Annotated in this window: 17 protein-coding genes and 1 tRNA gene; 8 read left to right on the top strand and 10 right to left on the bottom strand. The window is 62.3% G+C overall.

The features are described 5' to 3' along the window. Window positions 1-141 precede the first annotated feature (141 nt). Window positions 142-624 carry a 5-(carboxyamino)imidazole ribonucleotide mutase gene (gene purE / locus ACR42D_RS00245; protein WP_484564869.1) on the bottom strand — a complete coding sequence of 161 codons (483 nt, stop codon included), beginning with the start codon at window positions 622-624 and terminating at the stop codon, window positions 142-144. A 314-nt stretch (window positions 625-938) separates the two neighbouring features. Continuing rightward, window positions 939-2216 carry a phosphoribosylamine--glycine ligase gene (gene purD, locus ACR42D_RS00240; RefSeq protein ID WP_484564868.1) on the bottom strand — a complete coding sequence of 426 codons (1278 nt, stop codon included), beginning with the start codon at window positions 2214-2216 and terminating at the stop codon, window positions 939-941. A 488-nt stretch (window positions 2217-2704) separates the two neighbouring features. On the opposite strand from purD, the gene ACR42D_RS00235 reads away from it, so the two are divergent. The 3 genes from ACR42D_RS00235 to ACR42D_RS00225 all read left to right on the top strand — a co-directional run bounded on the left by ACR42D_RS00235 (window position 2705) and on the right by ACR42D_RS00225 (window position 4799). Beyond that, on the top strand, window positions 2705-4234 hold the full coding sequence (locus ACR42D_RS00235) for an ArnT family glycosyltransferase (RefSeq protein WP_484564867.1): 1530 nt from the start codon (window positions 2705-2707) through the stop codon (window positions 4232-4234). Window positions 4235-4433: 199 nt separating this feature from the next. Next, window positions 4434-4510: transfer RNA gene (locus ACR42D_RS00230), tRNA-Met, on the top strand. 28 nt (window positions 4511-4538) lie between these two features. Then, entirely contained in the window at window positions 4539-4799 is a 261-nt protein-coding gene (locus ACR42D_RS00225; protein ID WP_484564866.1) for an RNA recognition motif domain-containing protein, read from the top strand. A gap of 84 nt (window positions 4800-4883) precedes the next feature. On the opposite strand, the gene ACR42D_RS00220 is transcribed toward ACR42D_RS00225, so the two are convergent. Together ACR42D_RS00220 and ACR42D_RS00215 are read right to left on the bottom strand one after the other, a co-directional pair. Further along, window positions 4884-6290, bottom strand: a complete 1407-nt coding sequence (locus ACR42D_RS00220) for an MltF family protein (protein WP_484564865.1) — start codon at window positions 6288-6290, stop codon at window positions 4884-4886. Further along, window positions 6287-7939: a PP2C family protein-serine/threonine phosphatase gene (locus tag ACR42D_RS00215; protein ID WP_484564864.1), complete on the bottom strand. Its 1653-nt coding sequence runs from the start codon at window positions 7937-7939 to the stop codon at window positions 6287-6289. Before ACR42D_RS00215 ends, ACR42D_RS00220 begins: the two co-directional genes overlap by 4 nt. A 165-nt stretch (window positions 7940-8104) precedes the next feature. On the opposite strand from ACR42D_RS00215, the gene ACR42D_RS00210 reads away from it, so the two are divergent. Beyond that, the gene (locus ACR42D_RS00210) at window positions 8105-8275 is read left to right on the top strand and encodes a transcriptional regulator (protein ID WP_484564863.1); all 171 of its coding nucleotides are present in this window, start codon (window positions 8105-8107) and stop codon (window positions 8273-8275) included. A 166-nt stretch (window positions 8276-8441) separates the two neighbouring features. Here ACR42D_RS00210 and ACR42D_RS00205 read toward each other — a convergent pair whose 3' ends face one another. Beyond that, a complete protein-coding gene (locus tag ACR42D_RS00205) occupies window positions 8442-9119 on the bottom strand; it encodes an IS1595 family transposase (protein ID WP_484564862.1) in 678 nt (225 codons plus the stop codon). Between the two features lie 106 nt (window positions 9120-9225). Between ACR42D_RS00205 and ACR42D_RS00200 the strand changes: the two genes are divergently transcribed. After that, window positions 9226-9991 (top strand): IS5 family transposase gene (locus ACR42D_RS00200; protein WP_484564834.1). Its coding sequence is split into 2 segments (ribosomal slippage): window positions 9226-9578 and window positions 9577-9991, totalling 768 coding nucleotides; the frame shifts between segments, so codons are not numbered across the junction. A 266-nt stretch (window positions 9992-10257) separates the two neighbouring features. Here ACR42D_RS00200 and ACR42D_RS00195 read toward each other — a convergent pair. The 5 genes from ACR42D_RS00195 to ACR42D_RS00175 are packed head-to-tail and all read right to left on the bottom strand — an operon-like array spanning window position 10258 to window position 13671. Beyond that, the gene (locus tag ACR42D_RS00195) at window positions 10258-10617 is read right to left on the bottom strand and encodes a response regulator (protein ID WP_484564861.1); all 360 of its coding nucleotides are present in this window, start codon (window positions 10615-10617) and stop codon (window positions 10258-10260) included. Window position 10618: 1 nt separating this feature from the next. Further along, the gene (locus ACR42D_RS00190; RefSeq protein WP_338668857.1) at window positions 10619-10993 is read right to left on the bottom strand and encodes a NifB/NifX family molybdenum-iron cluster-binding protein; all 375 of its coding nucleotides are present in this window, start codon (window positions 10991-10993) and stop codon (window positions 10619-10621) included. 22 nt (window positions 10994-11015) lie between these two features. Beyond that, on the bottom strand, window positions 11016-11894 hold the full coding sequence (locus tag ACR42D_RS00185) for an ATP-binding protein (protein WP_484564860.1): 879 nt from the start codon (window positions 11892-11894) through the stop codon (window positions 11016-11018). Then, window positions 11882-12745, bottom strand: coding sequence for an ATP-binding protein (locus ACR42D_RS00180; protein WP_484564859.1), 864 nt, complete (start codon window positions 12743-12745; stop codon window positions 11882-11884). The genes ACR42D_RS00185 and ACR42D_RS00180 overlap by 13 nt, the downstream gene beginning before the upstream one ends. Then, window positions 12742-13671 (bottom strand): DUF134 domain-containing protein, encoded by a 930-nt coding sequence (locus tag ACR42D_RS00175; RefSeq protein ID WP_484564858.1) that lies wholly within the window; start codon window positions 13669-13671, stop codon window positions 12742-12744. Before ACR42D_RS00175 ends, ACR42D_RS00180 begins: the two co-directional genes overlap by 4 nt. Before the next feature lie 195 nt (window positions 13672-13866). On the opposite strand from ACR42D_RS00175, the gene ACR42D_RS00170 reads away from it, so the two are divergent. From ACR42D_RS00170 to ACR42D_RS00160, 3 genes are all read left to right on the top strand, one after another. Continuing rightward, complete coding sequence (locus tag ACR42D_RS00170) at window positions 13867-14586, top strand: substrate-binding periplasmic protein (RefSeq protein ID WP_484564857.1); 720 nt, start codon at window positions 13867-13869, stop codon at window positions 14584-14586. Window positions 14587-14651: 65 nt separating this feature from the next. Then, window positions 14652-15095 (top strand): PACE efflux transporter, encoded by a 444-nt coding sequence (locus ACR42D_RS00165; RefSeq protein ID WP_484564856.1) that lies wholly within the window; start codon window positions 14652-14654, stop codon window positions 15093-15095. Between the two features lie 2 nt (window positions 15096-15097). Then, on the top strand, window positions 15098-15736 hold the full coding sequence (locus ACR42D_RS00160) for a LysE family translocator (protein WP_484564855.1): 639 nt from the start codon (window positions 15098-15100) through the stop codon (window positions 15734-15736). The last annotated feature ends 491 nt before the right edge of the window (window positions 15737-16227 follow it).

The following is a 16227-nucleotide window of genomic DNA, read 5'->3' as shown; positions in this document are numbered from 1 at the left end:
CTGATCCGGATGATTACGCGAAAGCCGGAAGCCGGGCAAGGCGCGGGCCGTACCGCACCGGCAAAACCCGGACGATCGGTACCGCAAACCCGGACGATCCTCGGCGCGCCCTCCCCTTCCGGGGCATGAACGGGCCGGAGGCTACAGGCTGGCCGCGGCCTTTTCCACGGAGTCCTTGAACCCCTGGCGCGCGGTCCGAATCCTTTCGGCCACCGCCTCGTCGTGCAGGGCGATGATCTGCGCCGCCAGCCAGGCCGCGTTCTTGGCCCCGACCTTGTCCAGCGCCAGGGTGCCCACCGGGAAGCCCGGAGGCATCTGCAGGGTGGCCAGCAGCGCGTCCATGCCGCCCAGCGGCGAGGCGGTCAGGGGCACGCCCAGAACCGGCCTGATGGTCTTGGCGGCCACGGCCCCGGCCAGATGGGCGGCCAGACCCGCCGCGCAGATGAACACCTGGGCACCGTCGGCCTCGTACTCCTCCACCAGACGCGCCGTGCGCTCCGGCGTGCGGTGGGCCGACGAAACCGTGAACACGTGGTCCACGCCCAAATCCTTGAGCAGGTCCGAACACGGACGCATCTTCTCCTCGTCCGAAATGGACCCCATGAAAATCACAACCTGCGGCATTTCGCGCTCCTTGGGTGCGCCTCCGGCGGCCGGGGGAAGGGGAAGAGGGAACCCTTTGAAAAGGGCTTCCCTCTTCCCCTTCCCCCGGACCCCCATCCCCATCTCCCTCCTAAACTTTTTGGGTCGCTTCGCGAAGGGGGATGGCCGGAAGGCGTCTGTTTTTAATAGAAAAATTACGGGGCTCGCACCCCTGCGCCGCCATGACGGACATCCGCTTCACTCCCCCCTCCCGGCGGCGCAGCACCAAAAAGTTTTGAAGGGAGAGCGCGAGAGGGAAACTTTTTCAAAAGTTTCCCTCTCGTATCTTCATCAAACTATTTCGCGCGCTTCAAGCCCTTGTCGGCGATGTCGCGGCGGTAGAAGCTGTTGTCGAAGTGGACTTTGTCCACGGCCTCGTAAGCCTTTTTGCGGGCTTCGGCCAGGTCGTCGCCCAAGGCGGTGACGCAGAGTACGCGGCCGCCTGAGGTGACGATCTTGCCGTCTACGAGTTGGGTGCCCGCCTGGAAGACCTTGACCCCTTCCATGGCGTCGGCCTCGTCCAGGCCGGTGACCTCCATGCCCTTGGGGTAGGAACCGGGGTAGCCTTTGGCGGCCATGACCACGCCGCAGGCGGTCTGCGGGGTGGACGTGACCTCTATCTGGTCGAGCTTGCCGTCGATGCAGGCGAACATGATCTCCAGCAGGTCGGTTTCCAGGCGCATGAGCAGGGGCTGGCATTCGGGATCACCGAAGCGGACGTTGTATTCGAGCACGCTGGGGCCGTTTTCGGTGTACATCAATCCGGCGTAGAGCACGCCCTTGAACGGCTCGCCCTTGGCGGCCAGGTGGCGCAGGATCGGTTTGATGCACAGCTCGGCGGTCTCGGCGTATTTGTCCTTGGGCAGGATCGGGGCCGGGGAATAGGCGCCCATGCCGCCGGTGTTGGGGCCGGTGTCGCCGTCAAAGGCGGCCTTGTGGTCCTGGCTGGACGGGAGCATGGCGTAGTTGACGCCGTCGCAGAAGCACAGGAAGGAGGCCTCCTCGCCCTTGAGCGTCTCCTCGACGACCACGCGGTCCCCGGCCGAGCCGAAGACCTTCTTGACCATCATCTGCTCCACGGCCTCGAGCGCCTCCTCTTCGGTGGCGGCCACGACCACGCCCTTGCCCGCGGCCAGGCCGTCGGCCTTAACCACGATGGGCGCGCCCTTCTCCTTGATGAAGGCCACGGCGTCCGCGTATTCGTCGAACACCCTGAACGGCGCGGTGGGCACGCCCGCCTCGGCCATGACGTTCTTGGAGAACGCCTTGGACCCTTCGAGGTTGGCGGCGAACGCGTTGGGGCCGAAGCAGGGAATGCCCTCCTGGCGCAACGCGTTTTCCAGGCCGAGCACCAGGGGCATCTCGGGTCCGGCCACCACCAGGTCCACTTCCTCGTTCCTGGCCAGGGCGACCAGGCCCGGGATGTCGTCATCCTTGACCGGTATATTCGTGCCCACCTGGGCGGTGCCGCCGTTGCCCGGGGCGCACAGGATGGTCTCCACGTTCGGGTTCTGGGCGAGCTTCCAGCACAGGGCGTGCTCCCGGCCTCCGGAACCGACAACAAGTATCTTCATGAGTTCCCCTCCAATCTGTTTTCGGGATGTACACGGTGTAAGGAAATTCACGCCTTTTTTCAAGGACTATGGCCCCCGCCTCCCGGCCCGCCGGGCCGTGCGTCCAAAGGGTTTCCGGACGCAGGGCAAAGCCGGGTCCCAGGCCCCGATCTGCGATAAAGCAACAGGTCGAGCGGCCGTACCAACTCAACCGGCATCCGTGAGCGTCTTCCTCGCGATGGCCTCTTTCTTCAGTGGAGGCCTGCGGGCGACCGCGTCCCCTCGGCGGCTCTATAGACGAATACGTATTACTGTGTTAGATACGCCACAATTACAATTGGATCGGGTGCACGTATCAGGCTGACCATACGGAGCATTGCGGCGTCGCATTCCGTGGGGTCACAGCCCTCATACGCAGACTCCCACGCCGGGATTGGCCATATGCCTGCTCCCTGGCGATGCCATGGCGTCAACAACGCCGACCACGCCATTCTTGCGAGCGTCAGACCTTGAAGAAATCCACAACCGCATTCCTTGTCATATCCCTCTTTGTTTTTAGTTTCGCATTGAATCTGTACAACAACGGATTCGACTATCACCTTCACTCCGACGAGCCCAAAAAAGTCACATTCATACGGGTCGGCTCCCAGGACTTCATGCATCCGACGTTCATGCTGAAATTGTCCAAGGTAATCAAAAAAATAACGAGGATAGACGACGAGCAGCAAATCGCGGTTGCGGGGAGGACCGTATCAGCCTTTATGGGCGCCTGTATTGTGCTTGCGACCTTTTTCCTTGCGCTGAACCTGTTGCCGCCCGCATTCGCCTTGCTGGCAAGTATATCCGTTTCCGTCTCGCCAATACTCGTGATTCATGCACACTACCTTAAGGAAGATGTCTACTGCACTGCGCCGCTGTTGTTTTCCGTATTGTTCCTGATCAAGGCAATAGAGACGAAAAAATATACGTATCTCACATTGTTTGGCTTGTTTTACGGCATAGCGCTTTCATCGCAGTACAAATCCGCTCTTTTTCTCGTCATTCTTTTGGCCGTTCCTTTTGTCGACAAGAATCTCCCGAAAAACTGGTATGCGAAACGACTGGCCGGATCGCTGGCTATCTCGATCTTAACCTTCTTGATTATCAACTATAACATTTTCATTGATACGGCGAATGCATACAAAGGGTTGGCGCATGAAATTGAACATATCCAAACAGGGCATAGCATACGCTTCCACCCGGCTGATTATCTGTTCCTGTTCCATTTCGAACGCAGCCTGATACCTGGAATGACGATTGCCGCGACGGCCCTTTGCACTTTGGGAGTTTTCATCTCGATATACAGATGGAACCGATCAATTCTCCTGGAAAGAGTACTCTTACTGTGCATCTTCCTATTTTACTTCGCCCACGAAATATCCCCGCTGAAACCTGCGCCGGACTTCATGCGCTACATGATCCCGATAGTGCCGATGCTCCTGATACTCGGCTGGATCGGCATCGTAAGGATATATCGCCTGGTATACCCGTCCGCAGGCAAACCGTTGGGCTACGCCTTGCTGCTTGCCGCCACGTCCGCTCTCTGTCTGGCTCCAGCGTACCAGACCGTGAACATCGTCGCCAACCTCGTTGACGACACGAGACTCGCGGCAAATGACTTCATCAACAACACAGGCAAAGGCTATGTCTATGAAACCTACGGCCTGCCACGTTTCTTCGATAAGGAATTCATCGAATCCGCGGCTGATGTCGACATAGCGAAAGCAAGAGGCAATGGCATATGCCTCGTTGTGGCGAGCAGCATGGAGTACGACCGGTATTACTACGGGCTGCGGAGCAAGGACCAGAATGAAACGGTATACAGAAGGCACCAGGCGTACGAGGAATTGTTTCAATACCCGTATGTCGAGATAAGCCCGAAATACGAGACCTTCGCTTTTTCCAACCCGACGATCAGAATAGTCGACATCTGTGCCGGAGAACGCGATCAGCCGACATCGGCGAGCGCCCTGAAGGCAACCTCCCCGACCCGGCGATAGCCAGTTTTCGGCCCCCGCCTCCCGGCCCGCCGGGCCGTGCGCCCAAAGGGTTTCCGGACGCGGGGACGTTTGCGGCGAAACAAATCGGCCACCCCTGTTGACGAAAAGCACAACACGTTATAATGGCTTAAGTAATCCTGTGACCGCGTGTTCGCCCTCAATGGTGTCGGCGTACGGCGCAAACAGGTGTTGGAAATGGCGCGGGGTGGAGCAGTCAGGCAGCTCGTCGGGCTCATAACCCGAAGGTCGGAGGTTCAAATCCTTCCCCCGCTACCAGGATCATTTTTGTTGGAGCCTCATCGCCATGAAAAGTATCTACGTCGGCAACATCCCCTTCAGCGCATCCGAGAACGACGTGCGCGACCTGTTCGGAGAATACGGCAACGTCACCTCCGTGAAACTCATCCAGGATCATGAGACCGGCCGGTTCAGAGGGTTCGGCTTTGTGGAAATGGAGGACGCGGACGCGGCTTCGGCCATCGAGGCCCTGGACGGCTACGAGCTGTCCGGGCGGCCTCTGAAGGTCAACGAAGCCAAGCCGCGCGCTCCCCGTCCCAGGTACTGATCCGGTCGGACAATGCTTCGATCCCCGGGACGGCCCCGCCGCCCCGGGTCTTGAGGTGCGCCCCGGGTCTTGAGACGCGCCCTGTCACATGGCCTCGCGCCGTTTGAGCAGGATATTTTCCGCGCCCTTGTAGGCGGCGTAGTACATCTGCACGTGCGACACGTATCCCGTGGTCTCCCGGCCGATGAGGTCGAACGCGGCCCATTCGCAGTTGCCGAACCAGCGCGTGGGATCGAGGCCCATCTCCTCCGCGCGCTTGCGCACCTGGATGATCCGGTTCGGGCCCGCGTTGTAGGCGGCCAGGGCGAAATTCATCCTGGCCTTGGGGTCCACGTCGGAGAAAAAGTTGTCCACCAGATAACGCAGGTATTTGACCCCGGCGTGGATGTTCCCGTCCAGGGTGGTGACGTCGTCGATGCCCACCTGCGGCCCGGCCGCGGTGGACGGCTTGATCTGCATGACCCCGACCGCGCCCGCCGAACTCTTGCGGTCCATGTCGAAGCGCGACTCCTGGTAGGCCATGGCCGCGATCTTGAGCCAGTCGAAGCCGTACATCTCGGCGTACTTCCGGAAGAGCCTGGCCATGGGCTGGAGCTTGCCGATCGCCACCTGGGTGGTCGGGTCGGTGACGAAGTCGTTGTTCTCGTAGTAGCGCTTGAAGAACATGTTGCCGAGCAGGGTGCCCTGGCGCACGGTGGCCGCGAACTCGGACAGGCTCCTGCGCAGCTCGGGGCAGTCCTTGCGCACGGCCCAGGCCAGCTTGCCGTCCGCGTGGACGGCCGCGTCGGGATAGAGTTGGAGCTTCGGAAAGACCTTCCGCCACAGGTCGGCCAGAAAATGGTCGGCCACGGTATAAGGGACCATGCCCCGGGCCGCCATTTCCAGCAGGTCCTCGGTGGCCAGGTACGGGTCCGCGTTCTGGATGCGCACCGGCTTTTTCCGCTGCTTCTTGAGCCGGGCGTTCAGGTCGGCGAGGTGCTCGGCGTAGCTTGAACCGGCCAGCACGGACGCCTTGCGGCCCGACATATCCTCGGCCGACGCCAACGCCGGGCTCTTGGGCCCGCCGACCACGATTTCGGTGACCCCGGTGCGGTAAGGATCGGCAAAGTCCGCCTGGCGGCTGCGCTCCTCGGTCACGGTCAGGGCCGCGGCCGCGATGTCGCCCCGCCCGTCGAGCAGGGCCGGGAACAGCTCCTTGACCGGCACGGGCACGAAGACCAGCCGGACCAGCTCCTTCTTGTGGACCTCGGCCAGGTGCTTCTCGTAGGCGCTCATCATGTCCGCCTCGAGCCCGCGCATGACCCCTTCCTTCATGAAGAAATTGGTCCGGTTGTAGACCACCAGCACGCGGATGGGCCGGTGGGCGCGGAGGATCTCGGGCAGGTCGCCCTTCCACGACTGCCGGACCCGCGACAGTTCGGCCGCGCGGGCCGGGGCAAGGGACGAGGCCACGATCAGGCAGGCCAGGAAAAAAAGTCGCGCATGCCTCACTGCCCGCCTCCGTATTTGATGACCACCAGGGTGACGTCGTCCTCGAGCTTGGCCCCGCCCGAGTGCTCCCGGACCGCGTCGAAGACCGCGTCCACGATATCCTTGGCCGACCCTTTGGCCCGTTCGCGCAGGATTGCCTTGAACCGCTTTTTGCCGAACATCTCGCCGCCCGCGTTGCGCGCCTCCCAGATGCCGTCCGTGCCGATGGCGATGATCTGGCCGGACAGCACGTCGCCGCGCTCCTCGCGGTAGCTCCGCTCGCGCTCCACCCCGAGGGGCAGCCCGGCGTCGGCCCCCAACTCGGTGAAGCTGTCGTGCACCGGGCAGTAGATCAGCGCCGGGTCGTGGCCCGCCCGGACCCAGACGGCCTTGGCGGCGGCCGCGTCCAGACGCAGGTAGAACAGGGTCATGAACCGGCCCGAGCCGTACAGGTCCTCGGCCAGATGGCGGTTCATCTCGGTGACGATCTGATCGGGGCTGCCCGGCTGGCCCGCGCGCATGCGCAAAAAGCCCCGGGCCGTGGTCATGAGCAGGGCCGCGTCCACGCCGTGGCCCGATATGTCGCCCACGGCCACGGACAGGACCGGGCGGTCCGGGTCCACGGGCTCGAAATAGTCGAAATAGTCGCCGCCCGTGAGCTCGCTGGGCACCGACCGTCCGGCCACGTCCAGGCCGGGAATGCGCGGCGCCTTGCGCGGCAACAGTCCCTTCTGGACCTCGGCGGCCAGGTTCAGGGCCTTTTTCTGCTCGGTCAGGTCGGCCACGAAGGCCACGTTGCCCAAGAAGCCGCCGTCCGCGTCCAGCAGGGTGTTGGCGCTGACCAGCACCGGGACCTCGTGCCCGTCGCGGTGGACCATGGTGCCCTCGAAACGGCGGACGGCCTGGCCGCGCAGCTGCTCGGTGGCGGACTCGAGAAACCGCTGGTAGTCCAGGGTGGCGAAGTCGTGGGGCCGCCGCCCGACCAGCTCCTCGCGCTCGTAGCCGAGCATGCGGCAGTAGGCGTCGTTGACCTCGCGGATGACCAGGCCGCCGTCCATGAGCAGATAGCCCTCGGCCGCGCCCTCGATGGTCCGGCGGAACTTGAACTCGCTGGCCTCCAGCGCCTCGCGGACCCGCTTGCTCGCGGTCACGTCCACCAGCACGCCCTGGTTGTAGATCCGCCGCCCGGCCTCGTCCGTGACCACCGAGGTCTCGTCCGAGATCCAGCGGATATCGCCGTCCGCCGTGATGATCCGGTATTCCTGGGTGTACTCCTCGACCTCCTCCAGCTGGCACTGCACGATCTCTTCAACCACCCGCTCCCGGTCGTCCGGGTGAAGAAGGTCGTCGAATCCCTTGCGCCCGGCCAGGAAGTCGGCGGCGGAATAGCCCCATTGGCTGAGATTTTCGGAGATGTAGACCAGCCGGTGGGAGTCGTCGGCCAGACGCCGGAAGACCACGGCCGGGGAGTTCTCGACAATGACATTGACCATGCCCACGGTTTCGCGGGCCTCGCGCAGCTGCTCGATTTCGACTTCGAGGGCAGCACCGCAGGCGCCCTCTTCGGCAACGCGCTCGGCGGCGCGCTCGCGGCTCTGCGCAAGCTCGGCGCGCAACCGCTCGATCTCGTCGAGCAGTTCCTGTCGGGTCATGGTGGAGGGATCGGCCATAGGACTCCTGGGCAAGGGGATCGGATCTGCCCGGCAAAGGACGGAGCCGTGCAACATTTCTACCGTTTCACCCCCAAGATGGCAACTGTGCGGATTTTGTGTTGACAAAGGGGCTTTCGTCAGGAATGATTCCTATTACCAACACAAACAAACGGGAGTTTTTCGATGAAGGATACGGTTCTTAAAGCCATGCGGGCGGCCGGCAAGCCCGTGCGTCCCGGTGATATAGCCAAAGAGCTCGGCGTGGACAGCAAAGAAGTTTCCAAGGCCATCAAGGCCCTGAAGGAAGAGGGATCCGTGGTTTCGCCCAAACGGTGCTACTACGAACCCGCCTAGATAACCAAAAGAGTCACACCCTACCTTACCTCCTCCATAATGAAGTCCCCGGTCTCCTGCCCCCGAGACCGGGGCTTCGCTATTTTGCCGGGTGGCTTTGCCTCCGGCGGGCCCTCGCCGGGCAGGCGTCTCCGACGGCCTAAGAACCTTTTGGAAAGGGTCTAGACTAGAACAGAGGACTCTTCCGGAGTATCTTCAGGAGGACCATGTACATGTCCTTCCTGTGGTTGAATCGGAACTCACATTCCTTCAAATGTAAATTGAAAGTGGCTTTGGCAATGCCATAGAACTTAACAAGCCTTGTTTTTGCGAAGCCCCAAAAGCTCTCGATACCGTTAATGTGATTCGTCCCTTTAGCAAACTCGCCTTCCCCGTGGTCTATCCGAAAATGTTTCTGATAACCTAAGTCCACCAATCCATGATAAGAACGTAATCCATCAGAATGAATTACACTTTCAAGGTCTACCTTTCCTCGGATGATTCCTTGAAGGGTGGCTTTGGTGCAGTCTGGGACGATCTGCGTGTAGACGAATCCCCTTCGTTTCAAAATTCCGAAAACGACCGTTTTCCCATAGGCTCCACGGCCAACACGACCTTTCTGCCGACGCGGGCCAAAGAAGCTTTCATCAACTTCGATCGTCCCAGTGAGGGGGGATTGCGCTTCACAAAACTCGGCGATTCGCACTCTGATGGCATGTATATACCGATTGACGGTATTTCTATTTATTTTCGCCACCTTGCTTATCTGAGTTGCGTCCAAGTCGTAGCAAAACAGCCTGACCAGCTCCCTGGTTTTGGCTTCCGAAATTTTCGAACGATTTGCGTACTTGTTTTTTACCGGCATAATTGACCTATTACCGGAAAACCAGATCCTGTTCTAGTCTAGCCCCTTTGGAAAAGGTTCTTAGGGTCTGTCGACATTCGACTGCGACCGTGCTACAACATTTTTCATGAAAGTAGCAGCGCAGAAACGTCATGCTTTACGCGATGATCAGTGGGACAAGATCAAGGATTCTCTTCCAGGAAAGAAGAGCGATAGTGGCAGAACCGCTCAAGATAACAGGCTGTTCGTTGATGCGGTTTTATGGATAGGGAAAACCGGTGCCCCTTGGCGAGACCTTCCGGCTTCCTACGGAAAATGGTCTTCCGTGCACAAAAGGTTCATCCGGTGGTCAAAGAAAGGCATTTGGCAAATGGTGTTCAACACCCTCGCAGTTGATGCCGACACAGAGTGGCTCATGATCGACAGCTCTATCGTCCGAGCCCACCAACATTCGGCGGGCGGAAAGGGGGCACCTCTGCCAGCAGATCGGGAGGTCTAGCGGTGGGTTCTCCAGCAAGGTTCATGCTAGCACAGACTCTCTCGGCTGTCCAACCAAATTCATTCTAACACCAGGTAATATTTCAGATTGTACACAAGCCATACCGTTGCTTTCCGGGCAAATTGCGGACTATGTTCTTGCTGACAAAGGATACGATTCCCAGCAGATTGTAGACACCATTTTAGCGATGCCAGCCCAGCCCGTAATCCCTTCACGATCTCTTAGAAAAGAACCTCGCGACTACGATCGCCATCTGTATAAACAGCGCAGCATGGTTGAATGTATGTTTGCGAAATTAAAACAATTTAGACGAATAGCAACGAGATACGACAAGCTCGCCTCTACCTACATGTCATTCTTACATGTTGCAGCGATTTGGATTTGGTTGAAATGAATGTCGACAGACCCTAGGAATCTCCAAAACTTTTTATTGCCGCTTCGCGGGGGATATCGTTAGTGGCGGTTCTATCTCTATTAAGAAACCCCTCGCCGAAGGCGACAATGGGATTGCAAAGGGCTCACCCTTTGCCCGCCGGAGGCGAAATCACCCGACCATCGCCGCGAAGCGGCCTTCACAACCTGATTTTCCCGTCGCCGCATACAACAAAAGGCCCTCCCGCAATACTTCGGGAGGGCCTTTTCATTTCATTCATCCGCCGGTCAGATGCCGGACATCCGCTTGGCCAGCTCCACGCCGTCTTCGGCGGCGGGGGCCGTGGGCAGGGGCATGAGTACGCCGTAGCCCTCGGCTTCCTCGTGGAACTCATCCTCGCTCATGGAGGTGACCACGGCGGTCAGGGTCATGGCCGAAACCATCATGATCTCGCGCACCAGGTCCAGCGGCTCATGGTCGGGCAGCCCCTCGTCGATGACCACCAGGACCGGTTTTTTGGCGGCCACCCATTCCAGGGCCACGGTCCCCGAGGGGGCCACGGCCACGTCCTGGCCGGTCTCGTCGGCCAGCGTCTTGGTGAAGGGGGTCAGCGCCTCCGGGCGGGTGGTTGCCAGCACAATGGACATGCTAGTGGCCGCCGCCGCAGGTCTGGTCCACGGTGAAGACCGGCAGGGAGTCGCGCAGAAACGCCTCCACGGCCACGTTCACGGTGGGCGCGCCCGAGCCGTGGTAGACCTGGATGCCGACCTGGTTGAAGCCCATGAGCGGGCGCATGCCCATGCCGCCGGAGATCAGGGCCTGGACCTTGTTGTCGGCCAGATAGTTGACCGGGGCCATGCAGCCGCCCTGCACGTGCGGGCAGCTCGGGACCACGGAAACCTCTTTCACGGCCCCGTCCTCGACGTCGACCAGAGTGTACATGGCGCAGTGCCCGAAGTGGGCGTCGATGGGGGCGTCCATGCCGCCGGGGGCGGCGGACGGGATCGCAATACGTGTATTCATTGTAAAACTCCTCCTGAATCGGTTAGTTGCATGTATCCAAAAGGGCCAGGATTCCGGCCCAGGATGCGTTGAGTATGGCCGAGAGTTCCGGGTTGTCCGTCTCGGTCAGGACCTTGCGCTCGAGCATGGCGTCGACCACGGCCCGGTCGTGGGGGAACCGCCCGGCCAGGGTGTACCCCTTGGCCACGCTCCACGCCTCGATCTCCCCGGTCATGTCCGGGTTCACGTCCCACTTGTTGACCAGCACGGCCACCTTGGTCCGGAACCGGTCGCACAGCTCGGCCACGCGCTTGAGGTCGTGCAGGCCGGACGGCGTGGGCTCGGTGACGATCACGGCCAGGTCGGTCCCGGCCATGGAGCTGATCACCGGGCAGCCGATACCGGGCGTGCCGTCGCACAGGACCAGGTCGAGCCCCTGCTCTTCGGCCATGGCCCGAGCCTTCTGCTTGAGCAGGGTGACCAGGCGGCCGGAGTTCTCCTCGCCGGGAAAGAGCTGGGCGTGGACCATGGGGCCGAACCGGGTGTCGGACACATACCACTGGCCGCAGTGCTTTTCCGGGAAGTCGATGGCCTGTTCCGGGCACAGGGTGACGCAGACCTTGCATCCCTCGCAGGCCAGGGAGTCCACGCGGTAGGCATCGCCGTCCTCGCGGATGGCGTCGAACCGGCAGAGATCGGCGCACTGGCCGCAGCCCACGCAGCGGGCCGGGTCGATGACCGCCTCATGACCGGAGTTAAACGGCTCTTCGCTCCGCACCCGAGGGTCCAGGAGCAGGTGGAGGTCCGGGGCGTCCACGTCCAGATCGCAGAGAATGGCGTTTTGTGCGAGGTGGGCGAACGCCCCGGCCATGGAGGTCTTGCCCGCGCCGCCCTTGCCGCTGATGACCACTATCTCGCGCATGGCTCACCTCCGGCGGCGGCGCGCATGTGTTCGCGCAGTCCGGTGAATGTTCCTTCCAGCTCCTTGAGCGCGTCGGCCACCACCTCGCCGCGCGAGTAGGCCTCGGCCACTTCCCTGGAATAGGGAATCTCGGCCCAGACCGGGATGCGGTTGTCGCGGCAGAAGTCGCGCACGGCGGTGTCGCCCAGGTCGGACCGGTTGATGACCGCGCCCATGGGCTTGTTCAGCGGGGTGAACGCCTCCCAGGCGAGCTTGAAGTCGTGGAATCCGAAGGGCGTGGGCTCGGTGACCAGGACGATGCAGTCCGCGTCGGTCACGGCCGCGATGGCCGGACAGCTCACGCCCGGAGGGGCGTCGATGAGGATGTCGCCCTTTTCGGCAAGCTCCGGGAACAGGCGGCGGACCTGGCGCATGAGCGGCGGGCTCATGGCCTCGCCCACGCGCAACCGGCCCATGACGAACTCATGCCGCCCGGCCGTGCCTCGGCAAATCTCGCCCAACTCGCGGCGGCCCGAGGAGAGCGCGCCTTCCGGGCAGACCGCCAGGCAGCCGCCGCATCCGTGGCACATGTCCGCGAACACGAGCAGGGTGTCGGCCATGACCGTAATCGCCTTGAACTGGCAGATGTCCGCGCAGGCCCGGCAGCGGGTGCACTTGGACTCGTCCGCCTCCGGGACCTCGATCCAGGCCTTGCGCACGTCGGTCAGCTCGGGCTTGAGAAAGAGGTGCAGGTTCGGCTCCTCCACGTCCAGGTCCACCAGAGTGGCCGGTCCGTCCCACAGGGCGGCCAGGGACGAAGACACCGTGGTCTTGCCCGTGCCGCCCTTGCCGCTGGCAACGGCGTAGATCACTTGTTGCCTCCGGCCGGGGCGTTGGCGTTGTCGGCCATGTCGACCTTGCCGGCCACGAACTTTTCCACGGCCTCGCGCACGGTCAGGTTGTCCACGTCCTGGCCGATGCTGATGCCCGCCGCCTGCAACGCGGCAAAGGCCTTGGGCCCGACGTAGCCGGTCAGCAGGACCGAGGCCCCCGCATTGGCCACGTTCTCGGCGGCCTGGATTCCGGCCCCCTGGGCCATTGCCTGGGAACCGCCGTTGTCCACGTACTGGACCACGGCCATGGTCTCCGGGTCCACGATGGCGAAACCGGCCGCCCTTCCGAAACGGGGGTCGACGCGGTCGTCCAGGGTCGGCCCCTCGGTGGTCACTGCTATTCTGCTCATTGTCGTATCCTTGATTTGCTGTTGCTGGCCGGAACGTTGTCCGGCTCCGGAGCCCTGGCCGCCTGTTGCGCGCCCCTGGCCCATGCCTTGTCCCTGTCCGCCCATGCCTCGGCCACGGCCCATTCCGCGGCCGCGTCCGCCCATGCACCGTCCGCCGCCGCCTGCGCCGCGCGGTCCGGTTCCGTCCATTTGGGGCATACTGTCATCTCCCATGGTTTCGGACACTCGGTCCGGTGAGAACTTGGGGCATTCCCAGGCGTCCTCGGCAAAGGTGTAATGGCCGCCCTCGATGCGGATGGCCTGGCCCTCGGCCAGCGCCGTGGCCACGATGCGCCTGGCTGCGCCGAGCACTCTGCCGAACGTGGCCCGGGAAACACCCATGGCCTGCGCGCCCTCCTCCTGGGTCAGCCCCTGGGCGTCGGCCAGCCGAAGCGCCTCAAGCTCCTCCAGGGTCAGGGTCGCGTTTTGCAATTCGTGCATGGGGATACCCTGCGGCTTGTAATAGGTCGCCCCGGGTTCCCGCTGCACTGTCCGCCTGATCTTTCGCCTTCCCATCGCCCCTCTCTCGTATGAACGGTTACACAAATGAAGATACGCTCAGACTTTGCCGAGTCAAGGAGAAAAATGAGCATATGCCCAAAAAAATTCTGGAGGCAATATCGGGAACACCGAAAATCATTGACTGGCCGAATGGTTCCAAGCCAGCTTCGGCGGGTGAGGATCATAACGCTCTTCATTGCGCTGCTTACGGTGCTGCTACTCCCCGTTCCCGCCCGCTGCGTCGAACCCGCCGAGCGGATTACCGAGGTCGTGTCCGCCGGTCCGTCCTGGGAGACGTTCACCAACAGGGACGGCACCGGGCTGTACCACGAAATCCTGGACGCGGTCTTCGCCCTGTACGGGATATCTGTGCGGCACGAGTACGTGCCCTCGGACCGGGCCGACGAGTTGGTCCGGCTGGGCTGGGCGGACATGATGACCTGCGACGACCGGGCCGACCCGCCCCTGCGCCTGGCCCGCTACCCTCTGTACGTCAACGACTACCACGTCTTCTTCAACAAGGACCGGATCGGCCCGTGGAAGGGGACGGAATCCTTGCGCGGCAAGGAGATCGCCGCCCAGAAGGGGTTCTATCACGACTGGGATTTCCCGGTGCCCGTGCGCATCCGCGAGATGTCCTCCGGGGTCAAGTGCCTGGAGATGGTCCTGCTCGGCCGCTCGGACTTCTATGTGGACGACATGGCCTTCATCACCGACTCCATCGGCAAGGAGCCCGTGTTCGACCCTTCCGCCTACGAGATCCGCAAGGCGGGCCGCCGATCCTATCATCCCATGTTCAACTCCGCCCCGCGCTCCGACCGGGTCATCCGGATGTACGACGACGGCATGCGCACCCTGCACGAACAGGACGCGCTCCGGCCCATCTACGAGAAATGGGGCCACACCTACCCCGACTTCGACAGCTACTGACCAATCGCCCCCGCCGCCCCCTGCCCCGTGGACAACCGCGCCGGGCGGGTGTAAGCACCAAGGCCATGCGCTCCCATGCCGACCGGCTCCGCCACAGCCTGCTCTACGAACTCTTCGGGATTCTCCTGTGCACGCCCCTGGCGGCCTGGATACTCGGCCGCGACCTGCTGCGCGTCGGCTCCCTGTCCCTCTCCATCTCGGCCGTCGCCCTGGTCTGCAACTACCTGTTCAACCTGGCCTTCGACCATATCCTGAAACGGCTCGGCCGCCCGGTGCACATACGCCCGCCCTGGCTGCGCGCCCTGCACGCCATCACTTTCGAGTTCTACCTCACCGTCCTGACCGTACCCCTGATCATGTGGTGGCTCGACCTCTCCCCGTGGGCCGCCCTGCTCACCGACATCGGTTATACCGGCTTCTTCCTGGTCTATACCTATCTCTACAACTGGGCCTACGACGCGACCTTTCCCATGCCCGCGCAGCCCGCAACCGAATACGCTGGAGAGTAGCCATGTTCGGCGTCCACGACTTCGTCCTCTTCGTCCTGTCCGGCCTGCTCCTGAACATCACGCCCGGCCAGGACGTCTTCTACATCGTCAGCCGGGGCGCGTCCCACGGCTGGAAGATCGGCTCCGTGGCCGCGCTCGGCGTGGGCACCGGCTGCTTTGTCCACGTCTTCGCCGCCGCGCTCGGCCTGTCCGCCATCCTGGCCACCTCGGCCATGGCCTTTACCGTGGTCAAGTTCGCGGGCGCGGCCTACCTCATCTGGGTCGGCCTGACCATGTGGCGCAAGAACGGCGACAGCCAGCACGCCGAAAACGACGAGTTCTTCCGCGTCAATGTCCGCAAAATTTACTCCCAAGGTTTTTGGACCAACGCCCTCAACCCCAAGGTCGCCCTGTTCTTCATGGCCTTCCTGCCCCAGTTCGTGGCCGCCGACTCGCCCAACAAACCGCTCGCCTTCCTGCTCCTCGGCGTGGTCTTCACCATCAACGGAACCCTGGTCAACCTCGCCTACGCCTGGTCCGCCGCCCATGTCTCCGCCCGCCTCGGCAAAGGCGGCTCCTTCGGCACCTGGGCCAAACGCGCCGCCGGCACCCTGTTCATCGGCCTCGGCATCCGCCTGGCCATGTCCGACCCCGTCAGTTAGGCGGGCTGCTCCTTACTGATAGTTGAGGGGGAAGCCTCCGGCGGCCCCTTCGGGGAGACCAGGGCGCTGCCCTGGACCCGGCAGGGAGCAAGGCCCCCTGCACCCCCATCGCCTCGCTACGCTCGGAGACGTGCGGCGACGGAAGGCCGCGACGGGATGCCTTCCGCCGTGCCGGTGTGCGATTTCGGGCAGAAAAAACGGCGTGCTTCTTCTCCGGAAAAAGCACGCCGTTTTCTCTGCCCGAAATCGCAGGTTTTTTTTGGGAAAGAAAATAGCCCGTTAAAAAGACGCCGCTGTCCGAAAACGCCGCAAGACCGACAAAACGAGTTCAGCCGCGCACAGCCTACACCACCAGACAAAACACTCACCCTCTCCACACACACCCATCCCCGCGACGGCACGCACCTGCCGCAGGCACACAAAAAGTTTGGGAGGGAGAGAGGGGATGGGGGTCCGGGGGAAGGGGAGAGAGGGAACCCTTTTCTCAAAGG

Origin of the sequence: Pseudodesulfovibrio sp. lm2024, from assembly GCF_051175575.1 — a bacterium.
GTDB lineage: Bacteria > Desulfobacterota > Desulfovibrionia > Desulfovibrionales > Desulfovibrionaceae > Pseudodesulfovibrio > Pseudodesulfovibrio caledoniensis.
The sequence above is the reverse complement of the archived record's forward strand: the minus strand, read 5'-3'. Positions and strand labels throughout refer to the sequence as shown.

What these genes read in the sequence shown, in the direction of transcription:
- ACR42D_RS00210 (WP_484564863.1), top strand. Translation starts at nt 8,105, where the DNA reads ATGAAGGATACGGTTCTTAAAGCCATGCGGGCGGCCGGCAAGCCCGTG.
- ACR42D_RS00165 (WP_484564856.1), top strand. Translation starts at nt 14,652, where the DNA reads ATGCGCTCCCATGCCGACCGGCTCCGCCACAGCCTGCTCTACGAACTC.
- ACR42D_RS00175 (WP_484564858.1), bottom strand. Translation starts at nt 13,671, where the DNA reads ATGGGAAGGCGAAAGATCAGGCGGACAGTGCAGCGGGAACCCGGGGCG.
- ACR42D_RS00185 (WP_484564860.1), bottom strand. Translation starts at nt 11,894, where the DNA reads ATGCGCGAGATAGTGGTCATCAGCGGCAAGGGCGGCGCGGGCAAGACC.
- ACR42D_RS00190 (WP_338668857.1), bottom strand. Translation starts at nt 10,993, where the DNA reads ATGAATACACGTATTGCGATCCCGTCCGCCGCCCCCGGCGGCATGGAC.
- ACR42D_RS00195 (WP_484564861.1), bottom strand. Translation starts at nt 10,617, where the DNA reads ATGTCCATTGTGCTGGCAACCACCCGCCCGGAGGCGCTGACCCCCTTC.
- ACR42D_RS00225 (WP_484564866.1), top strand. Translation starts at nt 4,539, where the DNA reads ATGAAAAGTATCTACGTCGGCAACATCCCCTTCAGCGCATCCGAGAAC.
- ACR42D_RS00215 (WP_484564864.1), bottom strand. Translation starts at nt 7,939, where the DNA reads ATGGCCGATCCCTCCACCATGACCCGACAGGAACTGCTCGACGAGATC.
- purE (WP_484564869.1), bottom strand. Translation starts at nt 624, where the DNA reads ATGCCGCAGGTTGTGATTTTCATGGGGTCCATTTCGGACGAGGAGAAG.
- ACR42D_RS00205 (WP_484564862.1), bottom strand. Translation starts at nt 9,119, where the DNA reads ATGCCGGTAAAAAACAAGTACGCAAATCGTTCGAAAATTTCGGAAGCC.
- ACR42D_RS00160 (WP_484564855.1), top strand. Translation starts at nt 15,098, where the DNA reads ATGTTCGGCGTCCACGACTTCGTCCTCTTCGTCCTGTCCGGCCTGCTC.
- purD (WP_484564868.1), bottom strand. Translation starts at nt 2,216, where the DNA reads ATGAAGATACTTGTTGTCGGTTCCGGAGGCCGGGAGCACGCCCTGTGC.